This window comes from Bradyrhizobium valentinum (assembly GCF_001440405.1).
Lineage (GTDB): Bacteria > Pseudomonadota > Alphaproteobacteria > Rhizobiales > Xanthobacteraceae > Bradyrhizobium > Bradyrhizobium valentinum.
The window spans coordinates 96,496-122,027 of sequence record NZ_LLXX01000025.1 but is presented as its reverse complement, the minus strand read 5'-3'; the positions used below and the strand labels follow the sequence as shown (position 1 = coordinate 122,027).

General features: G+C 62.0%; 24 protein-coding genes. 13 read left to right on the top strand and 11 right to left on the bottom strand.

The genetic code is table 11. The features are described 5' to 3' along the window. Positions 1 to 31 precede the first annotated feature (31 nt). From pobA to CP49_RS03615, 9 genes are all read right to left on the bottom strand, one after another. On the bottom strand, positions 32 to 1,210 hold the full coding sequence (pobA, locus tag CP49_RS03655) for a 4-hydroxybenzoate 3-monooxygenase (protein ID WP_057848936.1): 1,179 nt from the start codon (positions 1,208 to 1,210) through the stop codon (positions 32 to 34). A 170-nt stretch (positions 1,211 to 1,380) separates the two neighbouring features. After that, complete coding sequence (locus tag CP49_RS03650) at positions 1,381 to 2,505, bottom strand: acetylserotonin O-methyltransferase (protein ID WP_245310480.1); 1,125 nt, start codon at positions 2,503 to 2,505, stop codon at positions 1,381 to 1,383. A gap of 156 nt (positions 2,506 to 2,661) precedes the next feature. Next, positions 2,662 to 2,910: a DUF1127 domain-containing protein gene (locus CP49_RS03645; RefSeq protein ID WP_156438023.1), complete on the bottom strand. Its 249-nt coding sequence runs from the start codon at positions 2,908 to 2,910 to the stop codon at positions 2,662 to 2,664. A 369-nt stretch (positions 2,911 to 3,279) separates the two neighbouring features. After that, positions 3,280 to 4,734, bottom strand: coding sequence for a MocR-like pyridoxine biosynthesis transcription factor PdxR (pdxR, locus tag CP49_RS03640; protein ID WP_057848934.1), 1,455 nt, complete (start codon positions 4,732 to 4,734; stop codon positions 3,280 to 3,282). 903 nt (positions 4,735 to 5,637) lie between these two features. After that, complete coding sequence (locus CP49_RS03635; RefSeq protein WP_057848933.1) at positions 5,638 to 6,612, bottom strand: tripartite tricarboxylate transporter substrate-binding protein; 975 nt, start codon at positions 6,610 to 6,612, stop codon at positions 5,638 to 5,640. Between the two features lie 19 nt (positions 6,613 to 6,631). Further along, positions 6,632 to 8,065 carry an FAD-dependent oxidoreductase gene (locus CP49_RS03630; RefSeq protein ID WP_057848932.1) on the bottom strand — a complete coding sequence of 478 codons (1,434 nt, stop codon included), beginning with the start codon at positions 8,063 to 8,065 and terminating at the stop codon, positions 6,632 to 6,634. 20 nt (positions 8,066 to 8,085) lie between these two features. Next, positions 8,086 to 9,075 (bottom strand): ABC transporter substrate-binding protein, encoded by a 990-nt coding sequence (locus tag CP49_RS03625; RefSeq protein ID WP_057848931.1) that lies wholly within the window; start codon positions 9,073 to 9,075, stop codon positions 8,086 to 8,088. A 5-nt stretch (positions 9,076 to 9,080) separates the two neighbouring features. Further along, positions 9,081 to 9,893, bottom strand: a complete 813-nt coding sequence (locus CP49_RS03620) for an ABC transporter ATP-binding protein (RefSeq protein ID WP_082645850.1) — start codon at positions 9,891 to 9,893, stop codon at positions 9,081 to 9,083. After that, positions 9,890 to 10,693 carry an ABC transporter permease gene (locus CP49_RS03615; protein ID WP_245310479.1) on the bottom strand — a complete coding sequence of 268 codons (804 nt, stop codon included), beginning with the start codon at positions 10,691 to 10,693 and terminating at the stop codon, positions 9,890 to 9,892. The genes CP49_RS03620 and CP49_RS03615 overlap by 4 nt, the downstream gene beginning before the upstream one ends. 180 nt (positions 10,694 to 10,873) lie before the next feature. Between CP49_RS03615 and CP49_RS03610 the strand changes: the two genes are divergently transcribed. Continuing rightward, positions 10,874 to 11,434 carry a helix-turn-helix domain-containing protein gene (locus CP49_RS03610; RefSeq protein ID WP_057848930.1) on the top strand — a complete coding sequence of 187 codons (561 nt, stop codon included), beginning with the start codon at positions 10,874 to 10,876 and terminating at the stop codon, positions 11,432 to 11,434. A 144-nt stretch (positions 11,435 to 11,578) separates the two neighbouring features. On the opposite strand, the gene CP49_RS03605 is transcribed toward CP49_RS03610, so the two are convergent. After that, positions 11,579 to 12,493: a LysR family transcriptional regulator gene (locus CP49_RS03605; RefSeq protein ID WP_057848929.1), complete on the bottom strand. Its 915-nt coding sequence runs from the start codon at positions 12,491 to 12,493 to the stop codon at positions 11,579 to 11,581. Between the two features lie 121 nt (positions 12,494 to 12,614). Here CP49_RS03605 and CP49_RS03600 point away from each other — a divergent pair, with 121 nt between their 5' ends. The 12 genes from CP49_RS03600 (at position 12,615) to CP49_RS03545 (ending at position 24,338) form a co-directional block, all read left to right on the top strand. Next, positions 12,615 to 13,247, top strand: coding sequence for a DsbA family protein (locus CP49_RS03600; RefSeq protein ID WP_057848928.1), 633 nt, complete (start codon positions 12,615 to 12,617; stop codon positions 13,245 to 13,247). Between the two features lie 100 nt (positions 13,248 to 13,347). Next, complete coding sequence (locus tag CP49_RS03595; RefSeq protein ID WP_057848927.1) at positions 13,348 to 14,247, top strand: MBL fold metallo-hydrolase; 900 nt, start codon at positions 13,348 to 13,350, stop codon at positions 14,245 to 14,247. Positions 14,248 to 14,785: 538 nt separating this feature from the next. Further along, positions 14,786 to 15,283, top strand: a complete 498-nt coding sequence (locus tag CP49_RS03590; RefSeq protein WP_057848926.1) for an RNA polymerase sigma factor — start codon at positions 14,786 to 14,788, stop codon at positions 15,281 to 15,283. A 99-nt stretch (positions 15,284 to 15,382) separates the two neighbouring features. Then, positions 15,383 to 16,345, top strand: coding sequence for a FecR family protein (locus CP49_RS03585; protein ID WP_057848925.1), 963 nt, complete (start codon positions 15,383 to 15,385; stop codon positions 16,343 to 16,345). 182 nt (positions 16,346 to 16,527) lie between these two features. Next, complete coding sequence (locus tag CP49_RS03580; RefSeq protein WP_245310477.1) at positions 16,528 to 18,966, top strand: TonB-dependent receptor; 2,439 nt, start codon at positions 16,528 to 16,530, stop codon at positions 18,964 to 18,966. Positions 18,967 to 19,101: 135 nt separating this feature from the next. Then, a complete protein-coding gene (locus tag CP49_RS48550; RefSeq protein WP_276326526.1) occupies positions 19,102 to 19,233 on the top strand; it encodes a hypothetical protein in 132 nt (43 codons plus the stop codon). A 1-nt stretch (position 19,234) separates the two neighbouring features. Then, the gene (locus CP49_RS03570; protein WP_057848922.1) at positions 19,235 to 19,528 is read left to right on the top strand and encodes a hypothetical protein; all 294 of its coding nucleotides are present in this window, start codon (positions 19,235 to 19,237) and stop codon (positions 19,526 to 19,528) included. A gap of 7 nt (positions 19,529 to 19,535) precedes the next feature. Continuing rightward, on the top strand, positions 19,536 to 21,182 hold the full coding sequence (locus tag CP49_RS03565) for a PepSY-associated TM helix domain-containing protein (protein WP_057848921.1): 1,647 nt from the start codon (positions 19,536 to 19,538) through the stop codon (positions 21,180 to 21,182). 146 nt (positions 21,183 to 21,328) lie between these two features. Then, complete coding sequence (exbB, locus tag CP49_RS03560; RefSeq protein WP_245310475.1) at positions 21,329 to 22,414, top strand: tonB-system energizer ExbB; 1,086 nt, start codon at positions 21,329 to 21,331, stop codon at positions 22,412 to 22,414. A 3-nt stretch (positions 22,415 to 22,417) separates the two neighbouring features. After that, positions 22,418 to 22,903: a TonB system transport protein ExbD gene (exbD, locus tag CP49_RS03555; protein ID WP_057848920.1), complete on the top strand. Its 486-nt coding sequence runs from the start codon at positions 22,418 to 22,420 to the stop codon at positions 22,901 to 22,903. Further along, on the top strand, positions 22,900 to 23,745 hold the full coding sequence (locus tag CP49_RS03550) for an energy transducer TonB family protein (protein ID WP_057848919.1): 846 nt from the start codon (positions 22,900 to 22,902) through the stop codon (positions 23,743 to 23,745). The genes exbD and CP49_RS03550 overlap by 4 nt, the downstream gene beginning before the upstream one ends. 47 nt (positions 23,746 to 23,792) lie before the next feature. Then, complete coding sequence (locus CP49_RS03545; RefSeq protein ID WP_245310472.1) at positions 23,793 to 24,338, top strand: invasion associated locus B family protein; 546 nt, start codon at positions 23,793 to 23,795, stop codon at positions 24,336 to 24,338. A 203-nt stretch (positions 24,339 to 24,541) separates the two neighbouring features. On the opposite strand, the gene CP49_RS03540 is transcribed toward CP49_RS03545, so the two are convergent. Then, positions 24,542 to 25,213, bottom strand: a complete 672-nt coding sequence (locus CP49_RS03540) for a DUF1007 family protein (RefSeq protein ID WP_063791615.1) — start codon at positions 25,211 to 25,213, stop codon at positions 24,542 to 24,544. Between the last annotated feature and the right edge of the window lie 319 nt (positions 25,214 to 25,532).

Sequence of the window (25,532 nt, the reverse complement as noted above, 5' to 3'; positions counted from 1 at the left end):
ATTGCGGCAGCGAAGCGTAGCGCTCGCGGCATCAGCTCTCAAATGGCAGGCCGACATACTGCTCGGCGAGCGATGCCTGCGCACGCTCCGACACAAGAAGGTAATCGAACTGGTTCTCGCGCATGCGCCGGTCGAACGGCGCTTCATTAGGGAACTGGTGGATCAACGTGGTCAGCCACCACGACATGCGCTCGGCGCTCCACACCCGGCGCAGCGCCATATCGGAATAGCCGTCGAGATAGTGGGTGCGGCCGGCCTTCAAGGCCTCGGTCAACGCGCGCGAGAGGTAGAACACGTCGGAGACCGCGAGGTTGAGACCTTTCGCTCCTGTGGGAGGGACAATGTGCGCTGCGTCGCCCGCCAGAAACAGGCGACCATAGCGCATCGGCTCGGCGACGAAGCTCCGTAGCGGCGCGATCGATTTCTCGATCGAGGGACCGGTCACGATGCTGTCGGCCATGCCCTTCGGGCAGCGCGCCTTCAATTCCTCCCAGAAGCGGTCGTCCGGCCAGTCCTCGATGCTGGCGTCGAGATCGCACTGGATGTAGTAGCGGCTCAGCATCGGGCTGCGCTGCGAGGCGAGCGCGAAGCCGCGCGAATGATAGCAATAGCAGATCTCCGGATAGGGCGGCGTCTCCGACATGATGCCGAGCCAGCCGAACGGATAGCCGCGCTCGAACGTGCGCAGCGCCGACGCCGGGATCGATTGCCGGCTCACGCCATGGTGACCGTCGCAGCCAGCGACATAGTCGCAATCGATCCGGCGGGTCTGCCCGCCCTTTTCGTAGGTCACGTGCGGGCGGTCCGACGTCAGCTCGTGCAGCGCGACGTTTGCCGCGTCATCGATCACGACGCCGCCAGCCGCGTCGCGCGCGGCATAGAGATCCTCGGTGATCGCGGTCTGGCCATAGCACATCATCGGTCGGCCGGTGAACTTGCGGGTGTCGATGAAGAAGTGCGGCTTGCCTTCCCACGCGATGCCCGAGCCGTCATGGACACGTCCCTCCCGATCCATGCGCGCGCCGAGGCCGACCTCGCGCAAGAGTTCGATCGTTCCCGCTTCCAGCACCCCGGCGCGGATGCGCTCGAGCACATGGCGGCGGCTCTGCCGCTCCAGCACGATGCTGTCGACGCCGTTGCGGGCGAGCATGTGAGAGAGCAGTAGACCGGCGGGACCGCCGCCGATGATGGCAACCTGCGTTCGCGTCATCGCCGCATGAGGCCTCCCTTGAGTTCACAATCGGCTGACGCCGAAAGGGGCGCGGAGACAGGGCTGATGCCACGTGCCCAACTCCGCGGTTCGAACGATAGGTGGAGGCCGCGCGGGAACTCTTGGGCAGAAGCGACGAGGACTTGGGAACAAACGAACATCTTTACGCCCTACGGCTTGCGGCCGATCACGGCGCCGTTCGCGGCGGGTGCGTCGAACCAGACCGTCTCGATGTGCCGGAAGCCGGCTTCCTCGAGCCACGCCGAATATTCTGCCGGCGTGTAGTTTCGTCCTTCCGTCTCGATCAGCATGTTGAGGCTCATCAGCGCGGCCGGCGCCGGCCCGGTCTTTTCGTCATTGACGAGAAGCTCGCTGATGACGACTGCGCCGCCGCTCGGCAAAGCCTCGAAGGACCGGCGCAGCAGGGCGCGGTTCTTCGCCTCATCCCAATCGTGCAGGATCATCGACAGGAGATGCACGTCGTGATCCTCGGGAAGCTGTTCGAAGAAGTTGCCGCCGGCGGTCTCGATGCGGTCGGTCAAGCCGGCCTCGACAATTTTTCCCGCGGCGATCGCGGCCACATGCGGCAGATCAAATACGGTCGCGCGCAGCTCCCCATACTGTTTGCAAAGCTCGATGTCGTACGCGCCCGATCCGCCGCCGATGTCCAGAAGGCGGCGGAAATGACTGAGATCCACGGCTTCGCCGAGCTCGCGCGCGGTCATCGTGGAGAGCGAATGCATCGCCTCCCAGAAGAGTGCCAGCATCGTCGGATCCTCGCCGTCGAATATCGAGGATTGCACTGCCGGGTCCCACGTGGTTGGTCGGTTCGTGCGCAGCGCTTCGGTAAGTTTGCCCCAGCCCGCGTACAGCCGCTTGTCGGCCATCTGCACGAAGCCACCGAAGTAATACGGCTTCCCTCGCACGAGATAGGCTTCGCTTAAGGGCGTATTGCGATAACGGCCGTCCGTTTTCTCCAGAAGCCCGAGTGCAGCGCAGCCGGTCAACAGCATCTCGGCCGGGCGTGGATGCAGACCGAGCGCTTCCGCCAGCTCCGCAACCGTGGTGCCGGCGCCGCCTGCAAGGTGACTGAACAGGCCCTCCTCGTGTGCTGCGGCCAGGGTCTTGAAAGCCCAGAAGCCGGTCGAAAGTGCCATTAGCGGGACGGCGGACGGAAGCTCCTGCGTGGTGACGATCGGTTGATCGGCCGCGCGCAGCCTTGTCTCGCCCGAGATCGAACCGGGCTGGCGGGCAAGCGTTGTCCTGTGCGCAGCAGCGCGCTGATGGTTGGGCATAGGGCTCTCCTCAGGTGTTGACGGTTAATTCGCAGCTCTTAAGCCGCGCGGTGGTCTTCAACACAAATCCACGTAGTCGCACTCTCGACGAGTGATAGACGCGAATTTCCGCTCGAGGCACGGACATCGCCTGCAGCAAGTGCGCGATGATCGGCGTCATTTCCAAAAGGGCTTGGCTGCTTCGGCCATTGCCTCTGGCCGCGTCTTGCCGATGTCCTTGAGATGGTGGTCATCGAGCTCCGCCAGGGCTTGTCGCTGCCGCGACCGCTCCGAACACTGGACACACCAGCTCAAGAACCGTGTTCCCCATCCAGGTCGACATGTCTCGGCGCCGTCGTGATGGTTGGACGCCGCGGCTGCTTTCCGGCTCGTGAGCGAATTGACGCCTGCGATTGCAAGAATCATCGGATGCTTCATGTGAAACCTCCTGCTCGATTTCGATAGGTCAGCTTGCAGCAGCTTGATTAGGTCGAGCTGCGACCCGCGGCCGTGAATTGCTTCACAACTCACACGCTCGTGTCTCCAAGTTGTGAGTTCGCGATTTTTGCAAGTCGGCGGAAGTCCGCTTTAATGCGATTTGCGGTCTTGATTGATCCGCGATTTGGAAAGTGCGTTGCGGGTGCGAGATGGAACGCGCCCCGCCCTGCATCGGTCCGTCGACCTTTTCAACGGCCCGACACTAAAAGGCGAAGCGGTATGACGGAAGGTCCAATTTGCGGATAATCAATCAGTCCAATTCAGGGGCGTGCGTGCCGTCACCTCTAGCGACATCGGTCACGCCGCTTCGCGTCGAGGCACACGTTCATCGAAGCATCTGCGCAGCCGCTTCAGCCCTTCGGCAATCCGCGCCGTCTCGATCGCCCCATATCCCAGAACGAAGCCGGCCGGAGGCTTTCCGTCCACCCGGCAAGGCGACATCGTATCAATGGCAACGCCGAGCTCAAAGGCTCGTGATACGATCGCATCGATATGATCAGCCGACGCCCCTCGCGCGCAGGCGGTGATATGCAGCCCGGTGCTCGATGGAATAAGGTCGAGGTAATCGCCGAAGTTCCTCTTGATCTCCGCGGTCAGCATCGCATGCCGTTCGCTATAAATGCGGCTCACCCTGCGAATGTGACGCGCAAACGCGCCCTCGTCGATGAACTGCGCTAGCGCGCTCTGCGCTATTGTCGCTGTATGCCAGTCGGTGACGAACTTCGCCTTGTGCGCCGCCTCTCGCAGCGACGGCGGTACGACCATGAAGGCCAGCCGGAGAGCCGGCAGCAATGTCTTTGAGAACGTGCCGACATACGCAACGCGGCCGGCCGAATCGATGGTCTGAAGCGGCTCGAGCGGACGTCCGCCGAAGCGAAACTCGCTGTCATAGTCGTCCTCGACGACAACCGCGTTGTTGCGCTCGGCCCAGGCAAGCAGCGCACGTCGACGCGACAGGCTCATGGCCACGCCGAGAGGAAACTGATGCGACGGCGTCACGTAGACCGCCCTGGCCCCGGCCGGCAGCGCCTGCACGACCAGGCCTTCGCTGTCGACCGGCACACCGATCACGCGCGCGCCCAGCGCCTTGAGCAACTCCTTTAGAGGTCGATAGCCCGGATCCTCCATCGCAACGACATCGCCGGGCTCGAGAAGCACGCGAGCGACGATGTCGACTGCCTGTTGGGTGCCATTGGTCACGATGACGTCGTCGGGCGATGCAGAAACGCTACGTGAGATGCCGATGTGGCGAGCGATCGCCGCGCGCAGGTCCCGATTGCCCGCAGGATTCTCGTAGACGCCTGCCGCCATCTCGCGCGAGCGCAGCGCACGGGCGACGACCCGCCGCCAGGCCCGGTGTGGAAACAACGAAGCGTCTGGAAGCCCGGTTCTGAAGTCGAAACGCGCCGCGCGGTCAAAGGCCCTCGGGAGCGGTATCGTCTCCCAAACTCGACGCACCCGAATAGCGCGGGCCGTCGATCGCCTTGTTTTCGATGCCGGACGTTTTGCCTCGAACTGATGGCTGACGAACGTCCCGGCGCCCGTATGGGACGTTGCGAAGCCTTCCGCGAGCAGGCTTTCATACGCGACCGTCACCGTCGATCGTGAAACCGTCAGCGCGGCGGCCAGTTCTCGCGTGGGAGACAACCGCTCTCCAGGCCGAAGACGCCCATCCAGAATTGCCTGCCGGATCTGACGGTAGATTTCTCCGCTGAGGTCACTTCGACCAACAAGACTGATATGAAAAGTCACAACCCAGGTCCATCTTCGTTTGCAATGGACCGGCAACCCTGCACAAAGGTGAACGTTCCATCATACCGCTTCACAGATGTGGAGAGGGCAACCGAAGGTTCCTTGAGCGTGAAGCTAAGATGGCTCTGCCGCAGATCGGGTAGGCAGGAATCATGTCGACCGCTAATGGGCCGCTCGATCAAAGAAGCGCAGGGCGTTGTTTGCCGGCTCGTGTGATAACACCGCCGAATCTGCGATCAAGAAGGAGAGACCATCGTCAGATCGAATGTGGACCGCTAGTCTTAGGCGCTGGACTATGTCCCGCGCGCAAGACTTCCCGCGGGGCAATGATGGATTTGTGCCGGTGATTTGCCCGACGTGTCAAATGTCTTCGCGGCGTGGATCAAAGGATCGTTGCCGGCGACTGCCGTGCTACTTTGCATGGGGTTGTTTTCGATATTTTGCTTGGAAGTGAGAGCCGCGTCGGCCTTGCGGCCGTCTTTCCCGTTAACGATCGCAGGATGGCTCGCCAGGCCGTAGCTCGCGGGCCGGGAGCCCGCCTTCGCCCGATGGGCTTCGGCGCGGCAGCCTTCACGCGCTTCGCGATGTGGGGACCACGAAAGAACGACTCGGCTACTTGATGGGGGGTGAAAAGGCGTTCAAGAGTGACCCTTCCATCGCAAGGTAGGTCAATAGCTTAGCTCGCCGATCGGCGCCGGGACCCCACGTTGATTGGCAGACTCAATCACTCTCGATGCCCGTATCGCGCGCTTCCGTGACCTTTCGACCGGGCCACCCTCCTAAGGGACGATTTTGCATGCGGACCTAATAAGATCGGCGATCCTGTGCGGCAGATCGTAGCGCAACCTCGGATTATTCGCCGCACATGACCGCTATATCCGTGACACGGCCCGAGCACCGGCATCAGCCCAGCTTGATGCCTGCTTCGCGCGCCACGGGCTCCCAGCGCTCGCGTTCGCGCTTCAAGGTTTGCGCGAACTGCTCCGGTGTGCCACCCGTCGCCTCGACCCCGAGGGTCGCAAGCCTGCTTGCCACGTCAGGCATGGCGAGCACTTTGCTCAAGGCGGCGGAATACTGCGCCACCAGGTCTTGCGCCGTGCCGCCACGAACGAAGAAACCCATGTAGGTTTGTCCGTAAAGCTCGGCAAAACCCTGTTCCTTGAAGGTCGGGATGCCCGGTGCAAGCTTGCTGCGCTGTTCCGTGGTGACACCAAGAATGCTGACGAGACCGGAGCGATGCGAATCGAGGTAGTCGGACAGCACCGACTGTCCAGCCGGCACATGGTTGCCGATCAGGTCGGTGAGAAGGGGCTGACCGCCACGATAGGCGACGAGCCGGATATCGGCACCTGTGGTCTTGCGCAACAGCGTGACGAGGAAGGCACCGATGCCGCCGAGGCTTGATGTGCCGACACTGCCGAGGTTCGGATCGCGCCGCACTGCTTCGACATAATCCTTCAGCGTCGCGACGCCGGTGCCCTTGCTGGCGACGAGCGCGTTTGCAGCGAACGCGCCCTCGCACACCGGCGTCAGATCGCGCTCGGGATCATATGGAAGGCTGGCATAAAGAAAGGGAAAGAAAGCCACAACCGAAATGGGCGAGAACATGATGTGCGAGCCGTCGGGTGGGGTGTTCTTCATGAAAGAGCCGGCAACAAGGCCCGTTCCGCCGGCGCGATACTCCACGACCACGCTGCGGCCGATGAGTGGAGAGAGCTTGTCGGCCACGACCCGCACGATGGTATCCATCGTCGCGCCGGCCGGCACGACGACAATCATCCGCAGCGGCTGTTCCGCACGCGAGATGTGGGGGGCAGACAATGCAAGCGGCAAGGCCGCGGCAAGGCGTGAGAAGCGGCGGCGGGTCAGCAGCGTCATGGGGCCTCCTGCAATCTGTTCAGAAGTATGGTGTGTTGAACTCGAATTCTTTCGGCTTGATCTTGCGCTCGATACAGCGCGCCGCGGCGAAGCCAGCGATCTCGCCAGTCTGCGTGCACCAGGGGAAATTGCGCATGACCATGAACAACGTCTTGTACTCGAAGGACAGCGACGCGCCGGTCAGAATCATGTTGTCGATCCGCTTCGGCAGAAAGCAGCGGAACGGCACTTCGAAGGTATATTTGCGGTGCCCACCCCAGAAGAACGTCTTGGTCATTGGCTTCGTCACTGCGTCGCGGAAGGTGCGCCCGGCTTTCACGTCATCAAGATTGACGACGTATTCGCCGATCGGATGGCGACCGTCGCGCACGCCGACGAAACGGCCGATGCCCGACACCGTCGCGTTCTCAAAGCCGGGAACATACTTGCGCAGGAATTTCGCCTCGACATTGATGAAGGCCCGCAAGGCCCGCTTGGCCTTTGCGTGGTCGGCGGCGTCGTCATCCATGTGCAGGGCCCACTCGTACGGCACGTTCTGCCAGAGCACGTAGGTGCCGTCGGCGGCAATCGGGCTCATGTCGAGCGTTGGATGTCCGATATAGGCATCGCCATAAACATTCTTTCCGGCCATGCGCGGCCGGTACACTGCTTCGGGCAAGTCGCCGCTGGCGGCTGCCTCGGCCATCAGCTTGTGCAGCAGCGGATCCTTTGCGGACTCCTGATGCGCAGCGAGTTTCTGAAAGTCGATCCCGCTCATTGTCCAGAGCAGTCCGCCGGGAATAGGTCGCTCTACCCCGTCCCAGCCCGTACCCTCGGGCTGTCCACCGCCGCCGCGCACGAACGGCGCGCCGGCGCGCGCGACGAGCTCGCTGGTGCCTGAGCCCTCTATGAAGATCTTGCCCGCAATCCCCTGCAGACCGCTCGCATTCTCGACGACGATGGCGGAGATGCTGTCGTTGCCCGTGCCGCGAGTGACGATCGCATCGACGAAGCTCGTTCCGTAGAGCGCCGTGACGCCCGCCTCCTGTAGCATGTTCGCCATCACGCAGCCCGCGCCTTCGGGATTGAACGTCATGCGGGTGAAGGCGCTGCCGGGCTCCTTGTTGCGTTCGTAGTGCGAGAGCGGATTGCCGGCCCAGCCGGGATGCGTGTGCTCGGTGGCCGTATAGATGTAACCGTCTGCCGCAAAGCGCTGCATCAGTTCGGTGTGGATGCCGCCGACACCGATGTCGGCGGAGCCCTGCAGCCCCGAGGTATGAACGCCTCCAGGCATATCGAATCGCTCGACGAGCACCACGCTCGCGCCCATGCGCGCCGCCTGAAGGGCGGCAGCGAAGCCGCCAGGGCCTGCGCCGACCACGACGACGTCGGCTTCATACGCGATGGGAACATCGCGCTTCACCACAATTGCGGGGCGTTGCACTTCGGTCGTGAATTCGTTTGCAGCCGTCACCGTTCAGTCCATTCCTCAGTTCAGGTTGCGAAAAAGCCCGGGTCCGCCGGGCGTGCCAGGACACCTTGCCGCGCCAGGATCTCGGAAGCCATCGTGATGGTCTTCTGCGTCGCCGGATCTGATGCTGCAGCGAACTTGAAACGGAGACGCCCGGCCTTCTTGGCCGCTTTCAGGGGTTCGGCCTCGATACGCGTGCGGGGAGCATATTTGTCGGCGATTTGATCGAAGTTGGCTTCGAGCCCGGCAACGCATTCCCCGAACATCGCGTTGAGCCGGGACGAAAGTCCGGGCGTTCGATCAAGCAGCTCCTTGCGAGCGTTGACGCAGAAGTACGGCAGATCGAGCGAAGTCTTTTCCCGGAAGACCGCGCCCACATTGTAGATGACGCCGAGGTCGGCTCGCCGCGCGATCCCTGAGCTGATCATCGGCTCCCAGGCCACCGCAGCATCAGCCCGGTCGGCGATTGTGAGCGTGACGCCTTGCGCCGGATTGTCCGCGTTCTGCACCTGCGCGGTGGTTTCGATGTCGATCTTGTCGAATTCCTTGATCAGTGCGCGCGTCATCCGATACACGCCCGATTGCAGCGGCGCGGCGACCGTCTTTCCCTTGAGATCGGCAACAGATCGCGGCCCCTTCTCGGTGGCAACGAGGCCGATCATGTCGGCGGTCATCAGCGTGCAGAGCAGCTGACACGGTACGCCGCCCTGGTAGCGGGTCAGGAAAGGATCCCAGCTTGCGATCATCAGTTCGTAGGAGCCGGCCACGAAGTCGTTGAACAGCGCGGCGATTGACGTGTTGAGGATCGGCTCCGGAAAACGCAATCCGTGTTTCTGGTCGAGCTTGTTGTCGCGGATGTAGTCGTAGAACGCGACCGTCAGCCCTGGCGTCGCCGTCGCCCACTTTGCCGTGAACGGTTCTTGCGCATGAAGAACGGCAGGTGCCGGAAGCGCCGTCGCCATCGCAAGCCCGCCTGCTCGCGTGATGAAATTGCGTCTCGAAATCTGCGCCATCGTTGTCACCCGCGCTCTTGCTGACTGGATTCCTGCTCCGCTTCCGGACCGAGCGCGATTTCGATGTCGCGGCGCAGCCCGTCCCTGGTCTGCCCGACGGCACTTGCGGACGGCACGGTCGCTTCCAGGCGAATGCGCGCCTTCGCGCCGAGCACGATGACGCGGTCAGCCATCTCGATGGCATCATCGATGCGGTGCGTCACCATCAGGCAGGTCTTTTCGAATTGTCGTGCCAGGTTGCAGAAGTCCCGCCGCAAGGCGGAAGAGGTGATGTGATCCAGCTGGCTGAAGGATTCGTCCAGAAGCACGAGTTCCGGGTCGACTGCGAGTGCGCGCGCGAGAGAAACGCGCTGGCGCATGCCTCCGGAAAGCTCATGAACGTAGCGGTTCTCGGCACCGGATAATCCCACGCGATCAAGCCATGACGCGGCGATTTCCCTCGCTTCGCGCTTCGGCCTGCCGAGGATGAGGAGACCGAGCTCGGCGTTCTCGACCGCGGTGCGCCAGGGTAGCAGCCGGTCGGTCTGGAAGCTGACGGCCATATGGCCGCGCAGGGCCTTGAACTGGAGAAACGGATCGTGGCCGGCCACGCGTACGGATCCGGCGTCGGGCTGGAGAGTCCCCATGACGAGATTGAGCACGGTCGTCTTTCCGGCGCCGGTGCGGCCAAGCAGCGTCACGATCTCGCCGCGCCGCACCCGAAAGCTTAGGTCCTCGATCACCCTGAAACCGGCGAAGCTCTTGGCGACGCCGTCGAGCGCGATGACCGGCTCGGTCCCGACGCCTGCGCAGTTGGAGAAAGTGGGCCGTTCGCTCATCGTACTGACGCCTCCGGCCGCCACTTCAGCGCGATCTTCTCGACTCCGCTCACAATCAGCTGAAGAATCATGTTGAGAACGACGAGCAGGAAGGTCCAGGCCATCACCTCGTCGATGTGGAACGAGGATTGCGCCAGGCCCATGCGCGAGCCGATGCCGACAGCTGCCGCGACAAGCTCGGCGAAGATCACCATTCGCGTCGCATAGCCGACGACGGTCTTTGTCGTCAGCAGAATATAGGGAACGATGTGCGGCGCGATCAGATAGCGCACGATCTGCCAGCGCGAGGGCCGGAAGCTCTCGATCATGTCGACGAGATCCTTCGGCAGCGCGCGGATGCCGTCGTATGTGTTGAGCGCGTAGAAGGGCAGAAGGATCATCGTGAGGATGAAGAAGATTCGAACCTCCGGATCCTTGAACCAGAATACGGCCAGCAGGATCCATGACAGCGCCGGGATGCCGGTGTCGATCACGACGAGCGCGCGCAGGAACGGGCGTATGGATGCGGATACGCCCATGATGAGTCCGATCAGGACCCCGGCGACCATCGAGAACAGCAGGGCGAGCATCAGGCGTCCCACGGTCGCCATCACGTGCAGCATATCGCCCGTCAGGATCTTCCAGCCTGCTTTCGCAACAGCGGCGGGAGAGGGCATGATGTAGTCGGGCACGAAGCCACTGACGACATGCATCGTGACGAGGATGGCGATCACGACGACGCTCATCGCTACGATGTCGCCGATTGCCGCCGGGCGGGCGGCAGGCCGAGGCGCAAGGCCCTCCATCGCGCGGTCCGTCATCGGACGCCCGGCTCCCGCAAGCGAAGCCCGACCATTGATCCTCCCGGTATGATCTGCAGGCCCCTTGGGCCATTTTTACTTATCATGAACTTAACATGTTATGTTGATGCGTCAACCCAAGGCAATGGGGTATGCTGACCCCGGCAACAATCGATTCTGATGGAACAAGGACGGCGGCGGATGCGGACCCGGTTGAAGACAGGCGAGGCGGATGATCGTCGTCCGGCGCGGAAGAGCGCTGCGCAGAAGAAGGAGAAACGAAGGGCGCCGGGACATGCAGAAGGCTCGCGGCGCGGCGGCCTGACGCAGGAGGTGGAGACCGGGCTACCTGTTGCACTTCTCCGCGCGCGCGAAGCCGTCATGTTTCACATGCGGCCTATCCTGCGCGCGCACGGATTTACCGAACAGCAGTGGCGCGTGCTGCGAAAGCTTGATCCCGCCGTGCCAATCGACAAGACCACGCTGTCTTTCCGCGCCACCTTGCTGATGCCCAGTCTGCTTCGGATCCTGAAGGACCTCGAGGAGGCGGACCTGATCCGGCTGGTTTCGTCCGACCGGAATCCGCGGCTGTCGCGCGTCGTATTGTCGGCCAAGGGTGCCGGCGCCGTCGCGCGGACATCAGCCGACATCGAACGCGCCATGAAGGCCGTCAAGGCGAGGATCGGCGAGGGGAGCGTAGCACGGTTGCTTGAGCTGCTTCAGACGGTCGAAAGCCGGCTCACCGGATTTTCCCTGCCTTAGCCATTTGCTTCTTCGTTCGGTGCTGTCCGCGGAAAAATCAAGATCTTCGCCATGCCCGAGATCCGACGATGGAACGAGGTCACCGTTAAGGGGAGCATACAAAGGACTGATTAGCCAAGACCGATCACGCACGATGTGTTCGCACTACCTTCTTCCCATAGTTGGCAAAGTGCGCTTGTGTTCCTCCATCAGCATCGCAACGAACGCCGTCACTTTCGGTGGGCGGAAGCGGGCGGCCGGATAAACGGCGTGAATACCGCCGGCCGGGAGCATCCATGCGGGCAGGATATGAACCAGCCGCCCGGCCTTGATTTCATTTACAACCAAAAAATCTGGCAGCACCGAGAGACCAGCGCCGGCGATGGTCGCCGCAAGGACTGCGGGCGTTGTATTGATGGTCAGGGTTTGGTTCATGCGAACGGTCTGCCGTTCGAAATCGTTCTTGGTGAATTGCCATTGCAGCGGCTCCTTCAGTGCGCCATTTGCAATGAACGGGAGGGGTGCCAGATCGACAGGCCGTGCCACCGCGCGTCTCCTTACGACGCCTGGCGCGGCGACTAACAATTGTCGAAAGCTCCCAATGCGCCTGGCCTGCAGGGCCGAATCATCGAGCCAGCCGACGCGGATCGAAAGGTCGATCTGGTTCGCGAGAAGATCGATCCTGGAGTCGGCCAGCATCAAGTCGACGCAGCAGGCGGGGAATTTTTTTGAGAATGCGGCCGCCAGCGGCGCCAGCATGTAAGACCCGTAGTCGTTCGGCGCCGCGATCCGCAGTAGCCCCATCGGCTCTGCATTCGTCTGGGCGAGCTCTGCGAACGCATTTTCGGCTTCACGCAAGATCATGACACATCGCGCATGGAGCAGACGACCCGCCTCGGTCGGCTCGACCCGTCGCGTCGTCCGCACAAGCAGGCTGGTCTTGAGCTCCTGCTCGAGCCGGGCCACCTGTTGGCTGACGACCGTCTTTGTGATGCCAAGCCGATCGGCTGCCCGGGTAAAGGACGCTGCATCGACGACGGCCGCAAAGTAGGCCAGGCGGTTGAGATTGATCGATTCCATGCTTTGGCGCCCAACGTTATTGTATGTATTTGGCATACAGTCTGTCGCATTGGTGGTCATTTATCAACGAATGAAATTGGCCTATGTCCGCCGCCACCGAAATCGATCAACTGAGCCGGACATGCGCATCACCTATCTCTTTGATCCGCTTTGCGGCTGGTGCTACGGCGCCGCCCCCGCGCTCGATGGCCTTACGCAGCTCGGCGACGTGACGCTCGAACTCATGCCGACAGGTCTGTTCGCGGGCGAGGGAGCGCGCGCGATGAATGATCAGTTCGCAGCCTACGCTTGGCAGAACGACCAGCGGATCGCGCGGCTAACGGGCCAGCCGTTTTCAGAAGCCTATCGAACCGAAGTCCTCGGCGGGCGCGGCGGCATGTTCGATTCCGCACCGGCGACGCTCGGTGTGATCGCCGTGCGCGTCACTGAACCCGCAAGGGAGCTCGATGCGCTCAAGGCGCTCCAGCGAGCCCGCTACGTGGACGGTCGGGACAATGTCAGCTTGGCCGGAGTGAGCGACATCCTCGAGTCGATTGGCCTGCCAGCCGCAGCCGAGCGGGTGCGGACGCCGGACGAACAATTGATGCAGGATTATCGCCGGTCGATCGACGCCGCGCAGCTCGACATGCGGCGGTTCGGCATTTCCGGCGTTCCCGCCATGCTGGTGGGAGAAGGTGCCAGCCGGCATTTGCTGCCCGGCAATCTCTTGTTCGGCCGCTTCGATCTTCTCGTTTCACAGCTCAAGGCCGCCTGATCATCACCCATCATTGATGCCGATTTCGCGCCGAGAGGGGTGTCCTGACGAGCTTCTCACGCGGAGATTGCCCTGTTTCGAAAGTTGAACGGAGACCAACATGCCTACACGGAGAGATATCATGAAGACGACCCTGGCGGCTGGCGCAGCAGCCGTGTTCGCCCCTGCTGAGTTCGGTCACGCTGCCGAAACCAAACTGAGCTGGAAGCACTTTCCGGCTGGTCCCAACGGTTTCTTCCGCGCCCCGGTACTACTGTCCGGGCCGAGCGAAGCTCTCTTGATCGATGGCGGCTTCAGCTATCCGGATGGACGCGCGCTGGCCGATGCGATCAACGCGACGGGCAAGAAGCTCACCGCAATTTACATCAGCCAGTCTGATCCGGACTACTACTTCAGCCTGAAGCCGGTTCGTGAAGCCTTTCCGGGCGTGAAGGTGATCGCGGCAGCGGCGACGCTCGAGGCGATCAAGGGCAACGTCGAGAAGAAGCTGGCCGTTTGGGGACCGCAGCTCAAGGAGAACGGTCCGCAGACCCTCTCCGACATCGTGCTTCCTGAACCGTTCGACGGCGCGTCCTTGACGGTCGACGGCGAGACCGTCGAGATCGTCGCCGCTGAAGGCCTGGCAAACCGTCGCTATCTCTGGGTGCCCTCGCTTAAGGGGGTTTTCGGCGGCGTCATGGTGTTCTCCGGCGTTCACGTCTGGACTGCCGACACTCCCGCGAAGGAACAGCGCGCGGCGTGGATCGCGAACCTGGACAAGATCGTCGCCCGCACTCCGGCTGTCGTGGTCGCGGGCCATATGGCGCCGGGTGTGGCGACCGATCTTTCGGGCATTCAGCACACGAAGGCTTATCTGCTCGCGTTTGAGGAGGAATTGGCCAAGGCCAAGGATGCCGCGGCGCTGAAGGCCGCCATGGAGGCCAGGTTCCCCAATCTTGGCATGGGCGTTGCTCTCGACATCGGCTCCAAGGTTGCCAAGGGCGAAATGAAGTGGGGCTGAGGGGGGCGCCAATCTTGTTCTGATTGGACTGATGAGGAGAGCGGCCACGACCGGCGCTCTCCTTGCTTCCTGCATTTCCTGAAAGCAGTGTCCTCAAACGCGATCGAAAGCCCGTGATGCACTACAGCAGTTTCCTCGAAACGCTGGGACGCCGGCTCGCCGCTGGACCGAAGCTGCGGCAGGAGATCGGGGAAGACGTCGGCGGATCAGGTTCCGATCCGTTGCGATAGAGTGGCCGAGATCTCCGTGTCTCTGCGGATCTGCATCCATCGGAAGGATGCGGATTGTCTCACATTGAGGTTCTTTCGCATGCCACCGGCGCAGAAAAGCAACACTCACAAATGTCTCAGGATTCCAGCGCTATAAAGGGGAAAGCCGTCGAGCATCGATGAAATTCAATTGCTTGGTGCCTCCAACTTAGAGGCGATCTAAATATCTGAGATTGCAAGGAAATTATCGTTCCCATATGGAATGACTCTGCGGTTGGCAAGCAGGAAGGCGCTTCGACGCATCCTTGCGACCCGGGGGGACGTGTTTAGTGGCGTTCGATATCCAAGAACTGTTTCGGCGGCATAGCCAGGAGCTGAAGCGCTTCCTGCGGCGGCGCGGCCATAGCGCCGAGACGGCCGCCGACATCACCCAGGACACCTTCCTGCGGGTGCTGGCGTCGCCGCCGGCCGAGGTTGGCTCCAACCACAATCCCAAGGCCTATCTGTATCAAGTCTCGCGCAATCTCAGCGCCAACCACCAGCGCCGCGAGAGCCTGATCCAGACCACCGACCTCGATGACGCCTCCAAGATCGCCGATCCGACGCCCTCGGCCGAGGCCGTTGTCTGTTCGCGCCAGTGCCTGGCGCAGACGCGGCAGGCACTGGCCGAGTTGCCCGAGCGCACACGCATGGCTTTTGAGATGCACCGGCTCGGCGAGCGCACAATCCAGGAAGTGGCGGCGGAGTTGAACTTGTCGACCGGACGGACCTGGGGGTTGATCCGGGAGGGCTACCGGCATCTCTTGACGCGGGTCGACGACTTCTGACTTTTTTCATCTCCAGTGTGAAATTTGCCGCTGCTCGCTTGTATTAGAAGGTAGGCGCGATTCTCCGACCTATGGTCGCGGCCTATCGAAGGAATACGAATGAGCGAGGCGGGGCCAGACCAGGATCGGCTGACGAACGAGGCTATTGATCTCGTCATTCGGCTGCAGAATGACCCTGAAAATCCGGTCGCGATCGAGATGGTGCGCGCTTGGCGGGCGCGCGGACCGGAGCACGAAAGGATCTGGGGGCGCGTGGCGAAAGTCCACGGCGCAGCCGGCAAAATTCTCACCGACCGTCGCAGGGCCGAGCGCCGCGAAAGCCTGGGACTGACGCGGCGAAACTTTGTCATAGGCGGTGCGATCGGTCTCGGCGCCATCGGCGCCACTTACTCATTCCTCCCGGAAGTCCTGATCCGCGGCCGCGCCGACCACATCACCGGCACGGGTGAGATCCGCAGCATCACGCTGCCGGACGGCAGCGTGGCGACGCTCGGACCCGATAGCGCCATCGGCATGGATTTCATGAACCAGAGTCGTCGCATCGAGTTGCTCGCCGGCATGGCATTCTTCGACGTCGCGCGGGAGCCTCAGCGGCCGTTCTCAGTGAGGACGGCCGACCTTACGGTGACCGCATTGGGGACAGCCTTCGATCTTGCCAACGATGCCGGCATGCTGACCGTCACGGTCGACCACGGCCTCGTCGAGGTACGGGCGGCCGACTCGCCGCTCGCGTTGGGCGAAAAGCTTCGGGCCAGAGATTGGGTGACGTTTGACCGCTCGACGCGCGGCATCGAGCGTGGATCGCGCGAGGCGAGCCAGATCGCGTCATGGCGCGACAATTTCATCATCGCGGAAAAGGAGGCGGTGTCGACGCTGGTCGCGCGTATCGGCCGCTGGATTCCGGGCCGCATCGTGATGGCCGACCCGTTCATCGGTGCACAACGGGTGAGTGGCATCTTTGATTTGAACGATCCTAAACAGGCGCTCGAAGCTGTCGTGCATCCGACGGGCGCGCGTGTCCGTCAGGTCTCATCGTTCGTGACGGTGATTTCTCCCCTCTAAAAAAGTTCCGCGAAAAACTGAAAAAATCCGAGCCCCGATTGTATCAGCTATAGGGGCTGGCACCACCCAGGCATCGCAAGCCCTCCCAACGAGAAACTTGGAGTGGCTTTAACATGGGGCGCGGGGCTCGGACATTCGCTGACAGGACCAATCGAAGCAGGGCTCCGATCGCAGCGCTGATGATGACCACGGCGATTGTCGCCGGCGTCGTCACGGTCGACCGCTTCGCGTATGCGCAGAACGCGGCGCAGACTTCGTTCAACGTCCCCGCGGGCCCGCTCAATCGCGCGCTGACGACCTTCGGTCGGCAAGCCGGCCTGCAAGTCACCTATCTGGCGAGCATCGCGGCCGGTATGAACTCGCCCGGTGTGTCCGGGCCGCTGTCGCGCGAGCAGGCACTCGCGCGAATCCTGCAAGGCACTGGGCTCACTTACAGTTTTACGAACCCGACAACGGTCGCGATCTCTCAGCCGAATGCGGCCGGTAGCGCTGGCGCGCTGCCAGCCGACGCGATCCCGCTCGACACCATTGATGTGCAGGGGGCCAATCCGAATTCGACAATGACGCCGATGCCGGCTTATGCCGGAGGGCAGGTGGCGACCGGCGGGCAGGTCGGCATGCTCGGCAACCGCAGTGTGATGAACACGCCGTTCAGTCTCACCAGTTACACGAACAAGCTCATCGAGGATCAGCAGGCGCGGACTGTTCAGGATGTATTGAACAATGATCCCTCTGTTATAGCGAGTACTTCGAGCGGTACCCCCCACGATTACCAAGTCATCCGGGGATTTGGGGGTTACGGAATCGACGGAACCCGCACCCTCAATGGTTTGGCGGGTATGGCACCCCTGTTTTTCCCGTCGTCCGACTACATTGAACGCGTGGAGATTCTAAAAGGCCCAAGCGCACTCCTGAACGGTATGACGCTTGCGTCCGCAGCGGTCACCGGCGCTATTGGTGGCTCGGTCAATCTAGTCACGAAGCGCGCAACGAATGAACCGATCACGCAGCTGACTACGCGCTATGTGTCGAACTCCCAAATTGGTACACATCTTGACGTCGGCCGTCGTTTCGGAGCAAGCAACAAGTTCGGTATCCGTTTCAACGGATCTATCGACGGCGGTCATACGCCAATCGATACACAACACTCGAAACTCGGTACAGCGGCGCTCAACCTCGACTATTCCGGCGAACGTGTCCGACTGTCAGCAGACTTTGCACATCAATCCCAAAATTTGGATCCGAATGGGGTATATATCCAGGCTCGGTCTGTGGCCGGCTCGCTATCATCCTTTCCTCGCGCACCAAGCTCGACAGTGAGCCTCGTTCCTCCCGGGTCGGAATATAAAACCAACTCGACCATGGGCATGATACGAGGCGAAGTCGATATACTTGAGAACGTCACAGCCTATGCCGCCATAGGTAAGCAGAGTTCAGAAGCCGACTTGAATGGCTACGAAAAGGTCCGGCTGCTCGACAGCGCCGGCCGATACAGTATCGCGCGAGAAATACAACATTATTCGCGGGATATCTTCTCTATGCAAGGCGGCGTTCGGGCTAAAGCGAATACTGGCCCAGTGGATCACGCTTTGAGCCTTAACCTTTCTCGGTCAGAACTTACGTACAAACGTGCAGAGTCCGAAGGATCCGCTTCGATAATAGAGTCGATGTATAATCCTGTATTTCCGCTCCTGCCCTCTGTTGCTGATCCCGGAGATCCCAGGAAGAGCTCCCAGACGGCGGCGTCCAGCATTGGCTTTGCAGACACCTTATCTATACTCGACGAGCGTATCCAATTTATGGCCGGAATTCGCTATCAGGAAGCGGGGATCGACAACTTCAATACTACAACAGGGCTGCTGTCCTCGAAATACGACGCCAATGCCTGGACTCCTGCGTTTGGGCTGGTCGTCAAGCCGTGGGAAAACGTTTCGCTCTATGCCAACTATATAGAAGATCTGAGAGCAGGAACCATCGTCGGCACGACGTACGCGAATGCTGGCGAGGTACTCCCGCCGTACGTCAGCAAGCAGCACGAGGCCGGTGTCAAAGTCGACTGGGGTCAGGTGACGACGACGTTGGCTGTATTCCAGATCGCCAAGGCCGCTGCAATTTCGATAGACGATCCCGCGGGCGGGGACCCAACATTGTCGCAGAACGGAGAAGAGCGCAATCGCGGCATCGAACTGAACGCCTATGGCGAACTCATGCCCGGCGTTCGTCTGTTGGGCGGGCTCACCCTGCTCGACGCCCGCCTGACCAAGACCGAAGGCGGTACTCTCGACGGCAAAAGGAACGATACCGCTCCGAGAGTCCGCGCGGTGGTTGGAGCGGAATGGGACGCACCCTTCGTGGAAGGGCTGACGCTCACCGGCCGGCTGACTTATACTGGCGATGCGGTTGTCTCAACCTCCTCCGGCGTCACTATTCCATCATGGACCACACTAGACCTTGGCGCACGCTATACCTTCAATTCTCCGTTGAACGAGAAGCCGGTCACTGTCCGCTTCAATGTCGATAATGTCTTCGACAAAGACTACTGGGCCGGTACTTATGCGTCTGGCTTCGTGTACCGAGGTCAGCCGAGGACTTTCCGCCTCTCAACCACGTTCAATTTCTGAACCATGATCGTGGTGCTAGCATTGACTTTGACCGTTCTAGGCTGTGCGTGCCTCTACCTTGCTAGCCCAAATCAGAAATGGCTTTCGCAAAATCTCCCGCGAAAGCCGCTTCTGGCGGCGGGAAGCCTGCTGTTGGTGGCCGGCCTCATCGCGTGGATCGCGGCATTTCTTCCGCTGTCCGGGATATTCGTGACGCTGCACGTGGCGATGGTCTGCCTGTTCGCCTTTCCCTATGCCGCCGCGCTTCGCGACTGGCGGAGCAACTGACATGGCGGAAGATATTCGTCCCGACTACTGGGCAAAGGCCAGCGCTGGCGCAATCCTTGGTTTGGGCTTGGCGCTCTCGCTGGTCGGCCTCTACGCCTATCTGGGCCCGGGCGGCATAGACGCTCCGACTGGGCGCTACTCGCTTATGCGTCACCTGGAAGCGTTCGTCTGGATCGCAGTGTTCGGCCTCTGCTTCCTGTTTCGCAGCGGTCGCGCGGCTTGGACATGGCTCGGCGCGGCGAACCTGATCGCCTTCGCGGCGCTGTTTGCCTGCCGCTTCTATTTCTTCGCGTGAGGGCAACATGATCCGCGCCGATATCGTCAAGCACTATAAGACAGTCCACACATGGACCGGCATCAGTTGCGGTTTAGCTCTGTTCATCGCCTTTTATGCGGGCGCGCTCACCATGTTTCAGGAGCCGATAGCACGCTGGGCATCGCCGCCTGCCGCAGGTGTCGCTGCGGTTCCTTTGGACGACGCGGACCGTCTCCTCGAATTGGTCGTCGCCGCCCATCCTGAAGCGCGCAAGGAAGGCATCACGCTGCATTTGCGGGGACATGAGAACGAACCCGCGCGGGTAACTTGGGAAGAAGACGCGGCGCATCAAGAAGGCCAGCCGCACGAGCACGTCCATTGGTGGGCGACGCTAAAACCTGATGGCACGCTGCTGTCGAAGCAGGAGGAGCCGTCCGAACTGGCGGAGTTCATCAATGCAATCCACATGCGCGTCGGGATTCCAGAGCCGTGGGGATCGTATTTCATGGGGGTGGTCTCGCTCCTCTACGGTGTGGCGCTGATCGCCGGCATGATCGTGCTGCTGCCGTCACTCACCAAAGATTTTCTGGCTCTGCGTGTCGGCCATAACCTCAAGCGCATGTGGCTGGACGCGCACAACGTCGTCGGAGTTACAGCACTCCCGTTTCACCTTGTGATGGCGGTGACCGCAACGGCATGGAGCTTCGGCGGCCCGCTCTGGTCCGCGCAAGAGAGCGTGATCTTCGGTGGCAGGCAAAAGGTCGTGATGAAACGCGATTTCGAGCGGTGGACCGCGCCTAACCCCACCGGGGACGCGGATGTAATGATGTCGCCCGGGCAATTGCTTCAACGCCTGCACGCTCAGGTGCCCGATTTTGAGCCTAAGGTCATGATCTTCAAGAATTTCGGAGATAAAGCCGCTGCCGTGAGATTCGTAGGAGCCGAGCGCGGCTATGTTGGGCATACAAGCTTCGGAGGCGTCATGCTCAGCGCCGTGACCGGCAATCTCATCAAGGATAATCGTGCATCGCGCCAAGACCCGGACCGGCGAGCGTCGACAACAATCTTCGCCCTCCATACAGGGGAGTATGGCGGGATCACGATCACATGGGCCTATTTCTTCCTCGGTTTTTCCGGGGCATGGCTGTTCTATTCGGGCAACCTGCTGTGGGTAGAGACGCGGCGGAAGAAGGCTCGCAAGGGCCGCGAGGACGAGCAACCGCGCTCGACGCGCCTTTTGGGCAGCGCGACCGTAGGCGTTTGCCTTGGGTGCGTCGCCGGTCTCTCGCTCACCATCGTCGCCGCCAAGTGGCTGCACGGCAGCGTCGCTGATCTCAATGCATGGCACGCATATATCTACTACGCCGTGTTCCTCGGTTCGGTCGCATGGGCCTTTGCATGGGGTGCGGCGCGCTCGGCCGTGCATTTGCTGTGGCTGTGTGCCGCCGCGACAATTTCGATTCCGCTGACGACTGTACTGGCGCTGCTGTTCCCGGCGCTCGGCATGTGGGCACATGGCAGCGCCGCGACGATCGGCGTCGATGTCGTCGCCTTCATCGGCGCGCTCTGCTTCGCCTGGATGGCGATCGCCACCGCGCGGCGCGTCAGGCACGGCCCCGCCGATAGCATCTGGTCCATCCGCAAGGGCGATGACCACACGGCGCACGAGCCAGTCGCAATCGCGGCGGAGTGACCATGGACGAGTCCAGCCAGCGCGCCGAAGCCGAAAGGGCATACCGACAACGAACTTCCCGACCGGGGAGTGCGCCGCAAGCCAGCCAGCTCCGGACCTCCAGAGCAAGCCAGCCAGCGGATACATCCCCAACCGAAAGAGCTGGAATGAAGCGTATCTCTGAACCAGCATCAGCAAGGATAACAATCGAAAAGATCGCGCGCCTTGCGCTCGCGTCCCTGCTTTTGCTGTCAAATGCATCCGCCGTCGTGCGCGCGCAAGACCAACAACCACAACAGTCACCCCCTGTGGTCGCGCCGCAGCCGCCGGCACCGTCCGCGCCAGCCGTCGATCCCGCACCTGCGGCACCCGCACCACCAGCATCACCCGCAACGGGCGAACCTCGCGCAGACACATCGGCAGAACCTGCGGCCGCGAGCCCGCCGTCAGCGGCCGCAGCAGCAACATTGCCGCACGACCTGTCGCCCTGGGGCATGTTCATGCAGGCCGACATCGTCGTGAAGGCGGTGATGGTGGGGCTCGCCTTCGCCTCGCTCGTGACCTGGACGGTCTGGCTCGGCAAGGGGCTCGAACTCGCGGGCGCGAAGCGCAAGGCGCGGAGCGCGACACGGAAGCTCCAGCGCGCCGACAGTCTCGTCGAGGCGACGGGTGAGATCGAAGCGGGATGGACGCGCACTGGGCCTGTCGCCGACCTTGTGCATGCGGCCGCGCGGGAGCTGAGGCGCTCGCCCGACCTGTCGGCGGAAGGCGTGAAGGAACGCCTCGCCATCGCTCTGTCGCGGATCGAAGCCAGCGCCGGCCGCAACATGGCGCGCGGCACCGGCCTCCTGGCGACGATCGGCGCGACCGCGCCCTTCGTCGGCCTGTTCGGCACCGTGTGGGGCATCATGAACTCGTTCATCGGCATCTCGCAGTCGAAGACCACCAATCTTGCGGTCGTCGCACCTGGTATCGCTGAAGCGTTGCTGGCGACCGCGATCGGTCTCGTCGCCGCGATCCCGGCGGTGATCATCTACAATGTGTTTGCGCGCGCCATTGCCGGCTACCGCGCGCTCCTGTCCGACGCTTCGGGCGAGGTCCTGCAGCACCTCTCGCGCGATCTTGAAAGGAATGCCATCGTCGGCGCTGCAGGTCATCCGTCAACGACGCCTTCGCATCTTTCTGTCGAAGAGCGCGCGGCGCCGGTCGATCAGCTGCCCCGTGCTGCGACGGCGCGCCGTTCTTGGGAATAAACCATGGCCGTCACGCTTAAGGACCCGCAAGACGGCGACCTCACCGAGGTCAGCGATATCAACGTCACGCCGTTTATCGATGTGATGCTAGTCCTTCTCATCATCTTCATGGTGGCGGCTCCTCTTTCAACGGTCGACGTCGCTGTGGACTTGCCGGTGTCAAACGCGCAGCAGCAACCGCGGCCGGACAAGCCCGTATTCCTGACCGTGAAGCCCGACCTGACATTGGCGCTCGGCAACGAGAACGTCCCGCGCAGCGCGCTGCAGGCAACGCTCGACCAGCAAACCAGCAATGACCGAGAGCAGCGCATCTTCCTGCGTGCAGACGGCGTCGTCGCCTATCGCGACCTGATGAACGTCATGAACCTGCTCCGGCAGGCGGGCTATCTCAAGATCGCGCTGGTCGGCCTCGAAGACGTCGGGCAGATCGCAGGTCCGGCCGCCGTGCCTCCGGGTTCCCCGCAAAGCGGGGGATCGCCGCAGCCATGATCGACTGGCGCGATCCCGATGGCCGGCCAGAGCGCAACCTCACCGCACTGTCGGCGCTGCGCTGGACCGCTGCGGTGATTGTCGTCGTGGCCACGCATGGCGGCGGCGCTTGGCTCGCGCTCAATTGGAAGCCGGCAACGGCAGCGGGCGAGCCACCGTCCGCCGTAATGATCGAACTGGCACCACTGGCGGTCTCGCCTGAAGCGCCGCCGCAGGACGTGGCGCCGGGGCTGCAGATGACCGAGGCGCAAACCGAGCCTACGCCTGACGAGCCGGAGAAACCTGTCGAAAAGCCCGAAGAGGTGCAGGAGCCTGTCCCGCAGGAAGTGGTCGAGAAGCTACCGGAGAACGAGAATGCGGAAGCGGTACTTACCCCACCGCCACCGGAGCCGCCAAAACCCGAACCCGTCAAGAAGTCGCCGCCCAAGGTGAAGACGGTCGAAAAGAACAAGCCGATAGATCCGAAGAAGACCCGCGCACCACAGACCACCGCGCCGCCGACATCGCAAGCTCAACGCTCCGATCGCGCGGCCGCGGCACACGCCAGTGCGTCATTTGATCCGTCGATGTCACCGGCGTCCTGGCGCAGTGCGCTGATGGCGCATCTCAATCGCCACAAGCGTCCGGCGGCCGCGGCCGGCACCGTCGTCACAATGGTTGCCTTCACCATCGATCGCTCGGGCCAGGTGCTTTCGTCACGGCTGGTTCGATCATCCGGCGATTCCGCGCTTGATGCGGAGGCGGTCTCGTTGCCGCGCCGCGCCAGCCCGGTGCCCACACCGCCTCCCGATGTCGGCGGCGGCTCCGTCACGCTCGCCGTTCCCATCAGGTTCAATCGATGATGTCCTGCAAACCGACCTTGTTGCGCATTGCTGCTTTCGTTGCCCTCATGCTGGTCGCGATAATGAACGCCGCCGTCGCACAGCCTGCGCCGCGCCAGGGACAGACTCTGTCCGCGCAGCAACCGGCAGCGCCGGCCGCAACGCTGCCGAACGGAGCATCCGCGATCAACGAGACCTATGGCGACTGGACGGTCGATTGCCGGATCGCCGAGCGGCAGAAGGTTTGTCTGTTGTCGCAGGCGCAGGGCAATCGCGAGACCGGCCAGCGCGTCTACGCCATCGAACTGCACCCACCCAAGGACGGCAAGACCGAAGGCAGCATCCTGATGCCGTTCGGGCTGAACCTCGATGCCGGCGCGCTGCTCAAGCTCGACGACAGGGACCTCGGCAAGGGACTGCGGTTCTCGACCTGCGTGCCGCAGGGCTGCCTGTTGCCGGTGAGCTTCCCGACGGTTGCGACCGACGCCATGCGCACAGCGGGCAAGCTTACGGTCGCATCGCTCAACCTCTCGAGCGGAGAGGCCGTCACCTTCAATGTGTCGCTGAACGGGTTTGGCGCGGCACTCGATCGAATGAGTCAGCTCGCGAGGTGACGCCGACCAGTTTGTTTTTCAATCAAGAAGCAAGGGTCGATCGCATGCAAAACACCGTCGTGATGTTCGCCCGAAAACCTCTCCCGCAGCCGGCGCCTCGCTGGGTGCGGCGAAGCCGGCGCAGTCGTCTGGCACGGTTGCGGCGTATGCCTTACTGGGCGGCCGATCACTTCTTCCGGCGCTAAGGTCGCAAGACAAAATACTCAGCACTGAATCGTAATCTTGCTGGCGAATTGCTCACCCCAGTTGCTCGATGCCGTAAGCGAATTGAAGAATGCTTCGCTGAGGGTCGATGTCGACGGTCCCGCGGCCGGCTTGCGAATGTTTAGTTTACAGGCGGCCGGCGCGCCGATGAGCTTCATCGCATTGCGCTCGCTGAGGGTGAAATCGACAAAGCCGACGGGATCGTAGAATTCAAGGCTGAGCGTTTGCGCGCTTACCGGTGTCTTCAATGGAAGGGTGAAGTTCAGCGTCAGCAGGCCGTCGTTGTAATCCAGCCAGTAGTTGGTTGGCTTTTGAAGCAAGACGCGCTTGGACGACGAGCGCACGAAAGTGAAGTAACGGTACTCCTGCAAAGACTCTACATTTACTTGGGCAAGGCCGGCGAGATCCTCCCGAGAAAACTCTCCCTTCTTGCGCTTATCGAGGCCTTGCACTGCGAAGGTCGAGAACATCTCGTCGAAGGTCCACCGGTGGCGGATCTCCGTTACCGTGCCGTCTTCCGCGTAAACGATCTCGCTTTGCATCGTCACCCATACGTGCGGGTGCGCGTCGGCAGGATCGACCAGAGCGAGCAATGCTGCCGTGCCCGCAATGAGGCTCCTTCTCAGTCTGCGCACGTACCACGCGATGCTTCTTAAACCTTCATAGCCCATCGTCCACTCCCTCATGTGTAACAATGTACGTTGACCTTGACATCGTCGCCCGATACGGGAACGTTATGTTATAACATTACAGTAGTGGGGACTGGTCGTGAAGTTGTGGGGCGATTTGAGGGGGAGTCGGTCAAAAAACGGGCGGGCGGGTCGATTTAGCGCGGGTTTGGTTGCACATTTGGTGGGCTTTGGTGCCGGTTCCATTCAGGCACAAGAGGCGGCCGCTCCCCCCGCAAATACTGTTCTTCTTGAGACGATCACCGTACAGGCGCCCGCTCGACGTCCCGCGCCCCGGACGACTGCGGCTCGCAGCCGCCCC

Excerpts from the sequence above, each read along its gene's own strand:
- CP49_RS03580 (WP_245310477.1), top strand. The coding sequence starts at position 16,528 with ATGACCACGGCGATTGTCGCCGGCGTCGTCACGGTCGACCGCTTCGCG.
- CP49_RS03620 (WP_082645850.1), bottom strand. The coding sequence starts at position 9,893 with ATGAGCGAACGGCCCACTTTCTCCAACTGCGCAGGCGTCGGGACCGAG.
- pobA (WP_057848936.1), bottom strand. The coding sequence starts at position 1,210 with ATGACGCGAACGCAGGTTGCCATCATCGGCGGCGGTCCCGCCGGTCTA.
- exbB (WP_245310475.1), top strand. The coding sequence starts at position 21,329 with ATGAAGCGTATCTCTGAACCAGCATCAGCAAGGATAACAATCGAAAAG.
- CP49_RS03635 (WP_057848933.1), bottom strand. The coding sequence starts at position 6,612 with ATGACGCTGCTGACCCGCCGCCGCTTCTCACGCCTTGCCGCGGCCTTG.
- CP49_RS03585 (WP_057848925.1), top strand. The coding sequence starts at position 15,383 with ATGAGCGAGGCGGGGCCAGACCAGGATCGGCTGACGAACGAGGCTATT.
- CP49_RS03565 (WP_057848921.1), top strand. The coding sequence starts at position 19,536 with ATGATCCGCGCCGATATCGTCAAGCACTATAAGACAGTCCACACATGG.
- CP49_RS03625 (WP_057848931.1), bottom strand. The coding sequence starts at position 9,075 with ATGGCGCAGATTTCGAGACGCAATTTCATCACGCGAGCAGGCGGGCTT.
- CP49_RS03545 (WP_245310472.1), top strand. The coding sequence starts at position 23,793 with ATGCTGGTCGCGATAATGAACGCCGCCGTCGCACAGCCTGCGCCGCGC.
- CP49_RS03570 (WP_057848922.1), top strand. The coding sequence starts at position 19,235 with ATGGCGGAAGATATTCGTCCCGACTACTGGGCAAAGGCCAGCGCTGGC.
- CP49_RS03615 (WP_245310479.1), bottom strand. The coding sequence starts at position 10,693 with ATGACGGACCGCGCGATGGAGGGCCTTGCGCCTCGGCCTGCCGCCCGC.
- CP49_RS03595 (WP_057848927.1), top strand. The coding sequence starts at position 13,348 with ATGCCTACACGGAGAGATATCATGAAGACGACCCTGGCGGCTGGCGCA.
- CP49_RS03540 (WP_063791615.1), bottom strand. The coding sequence starts at position 25,213 with ATGGGCTATGAAGGTTTAAGAAGCATCGCGTGGTACGTGCGCAGACTG.
- CP49_RS03550 (WP_057848919.1), top strand. The coding sequence starts at position 22,900 with ATGATCGACTGGCGCGATCCCGATGGCCGGCCAGAGCGCAACCTCACC.
- CP49_RS03645 (WP_156438023.1), bottom strand. The coding sequence starts at position 2,910 with ATGATTCTTGCAATCGCAGGCGTCAATTCGCTCACGAGCCGGAAAGCA.
- CP49_RS03600 (WP_057848928.1), top strand. The coding sequence starts at position 12,615 with ATGCGCATCACCTATCTCTTTGATCCGCTTTGCGGCTGGTGCTACGGC.
- CP49_RS03650 (WP_245310480.1), bottom strand. The coding sequence starts at position 2,505 with ATGCCCAACCATCAGCGCGCTGCTGCGCACAGGACAACGCTTGCCCGC.
- exbD (WP_057848920.1), top strand. The coding sequence starts at position 22,418 with ATGGCCGTCACGCTTAAGGACCCGCAAGACGGCGACCTCACCGAGGTC.
- CP49_RS03605 (WP_057848929.1), bottom strand. The coding sequence starts at position 12,493 with ATGGAATCGATCAATCTCAACCGCCTGGCCTACTTTGCGGCCGTCGTC.
- CP49_RS03610 (WP_057848930.1), top strand. The coding sequence starts at position 10,874 with ATGCGGACCCGGTTGAAGACAGGCGAGGCGGATGATCGTCGTCCGGCG.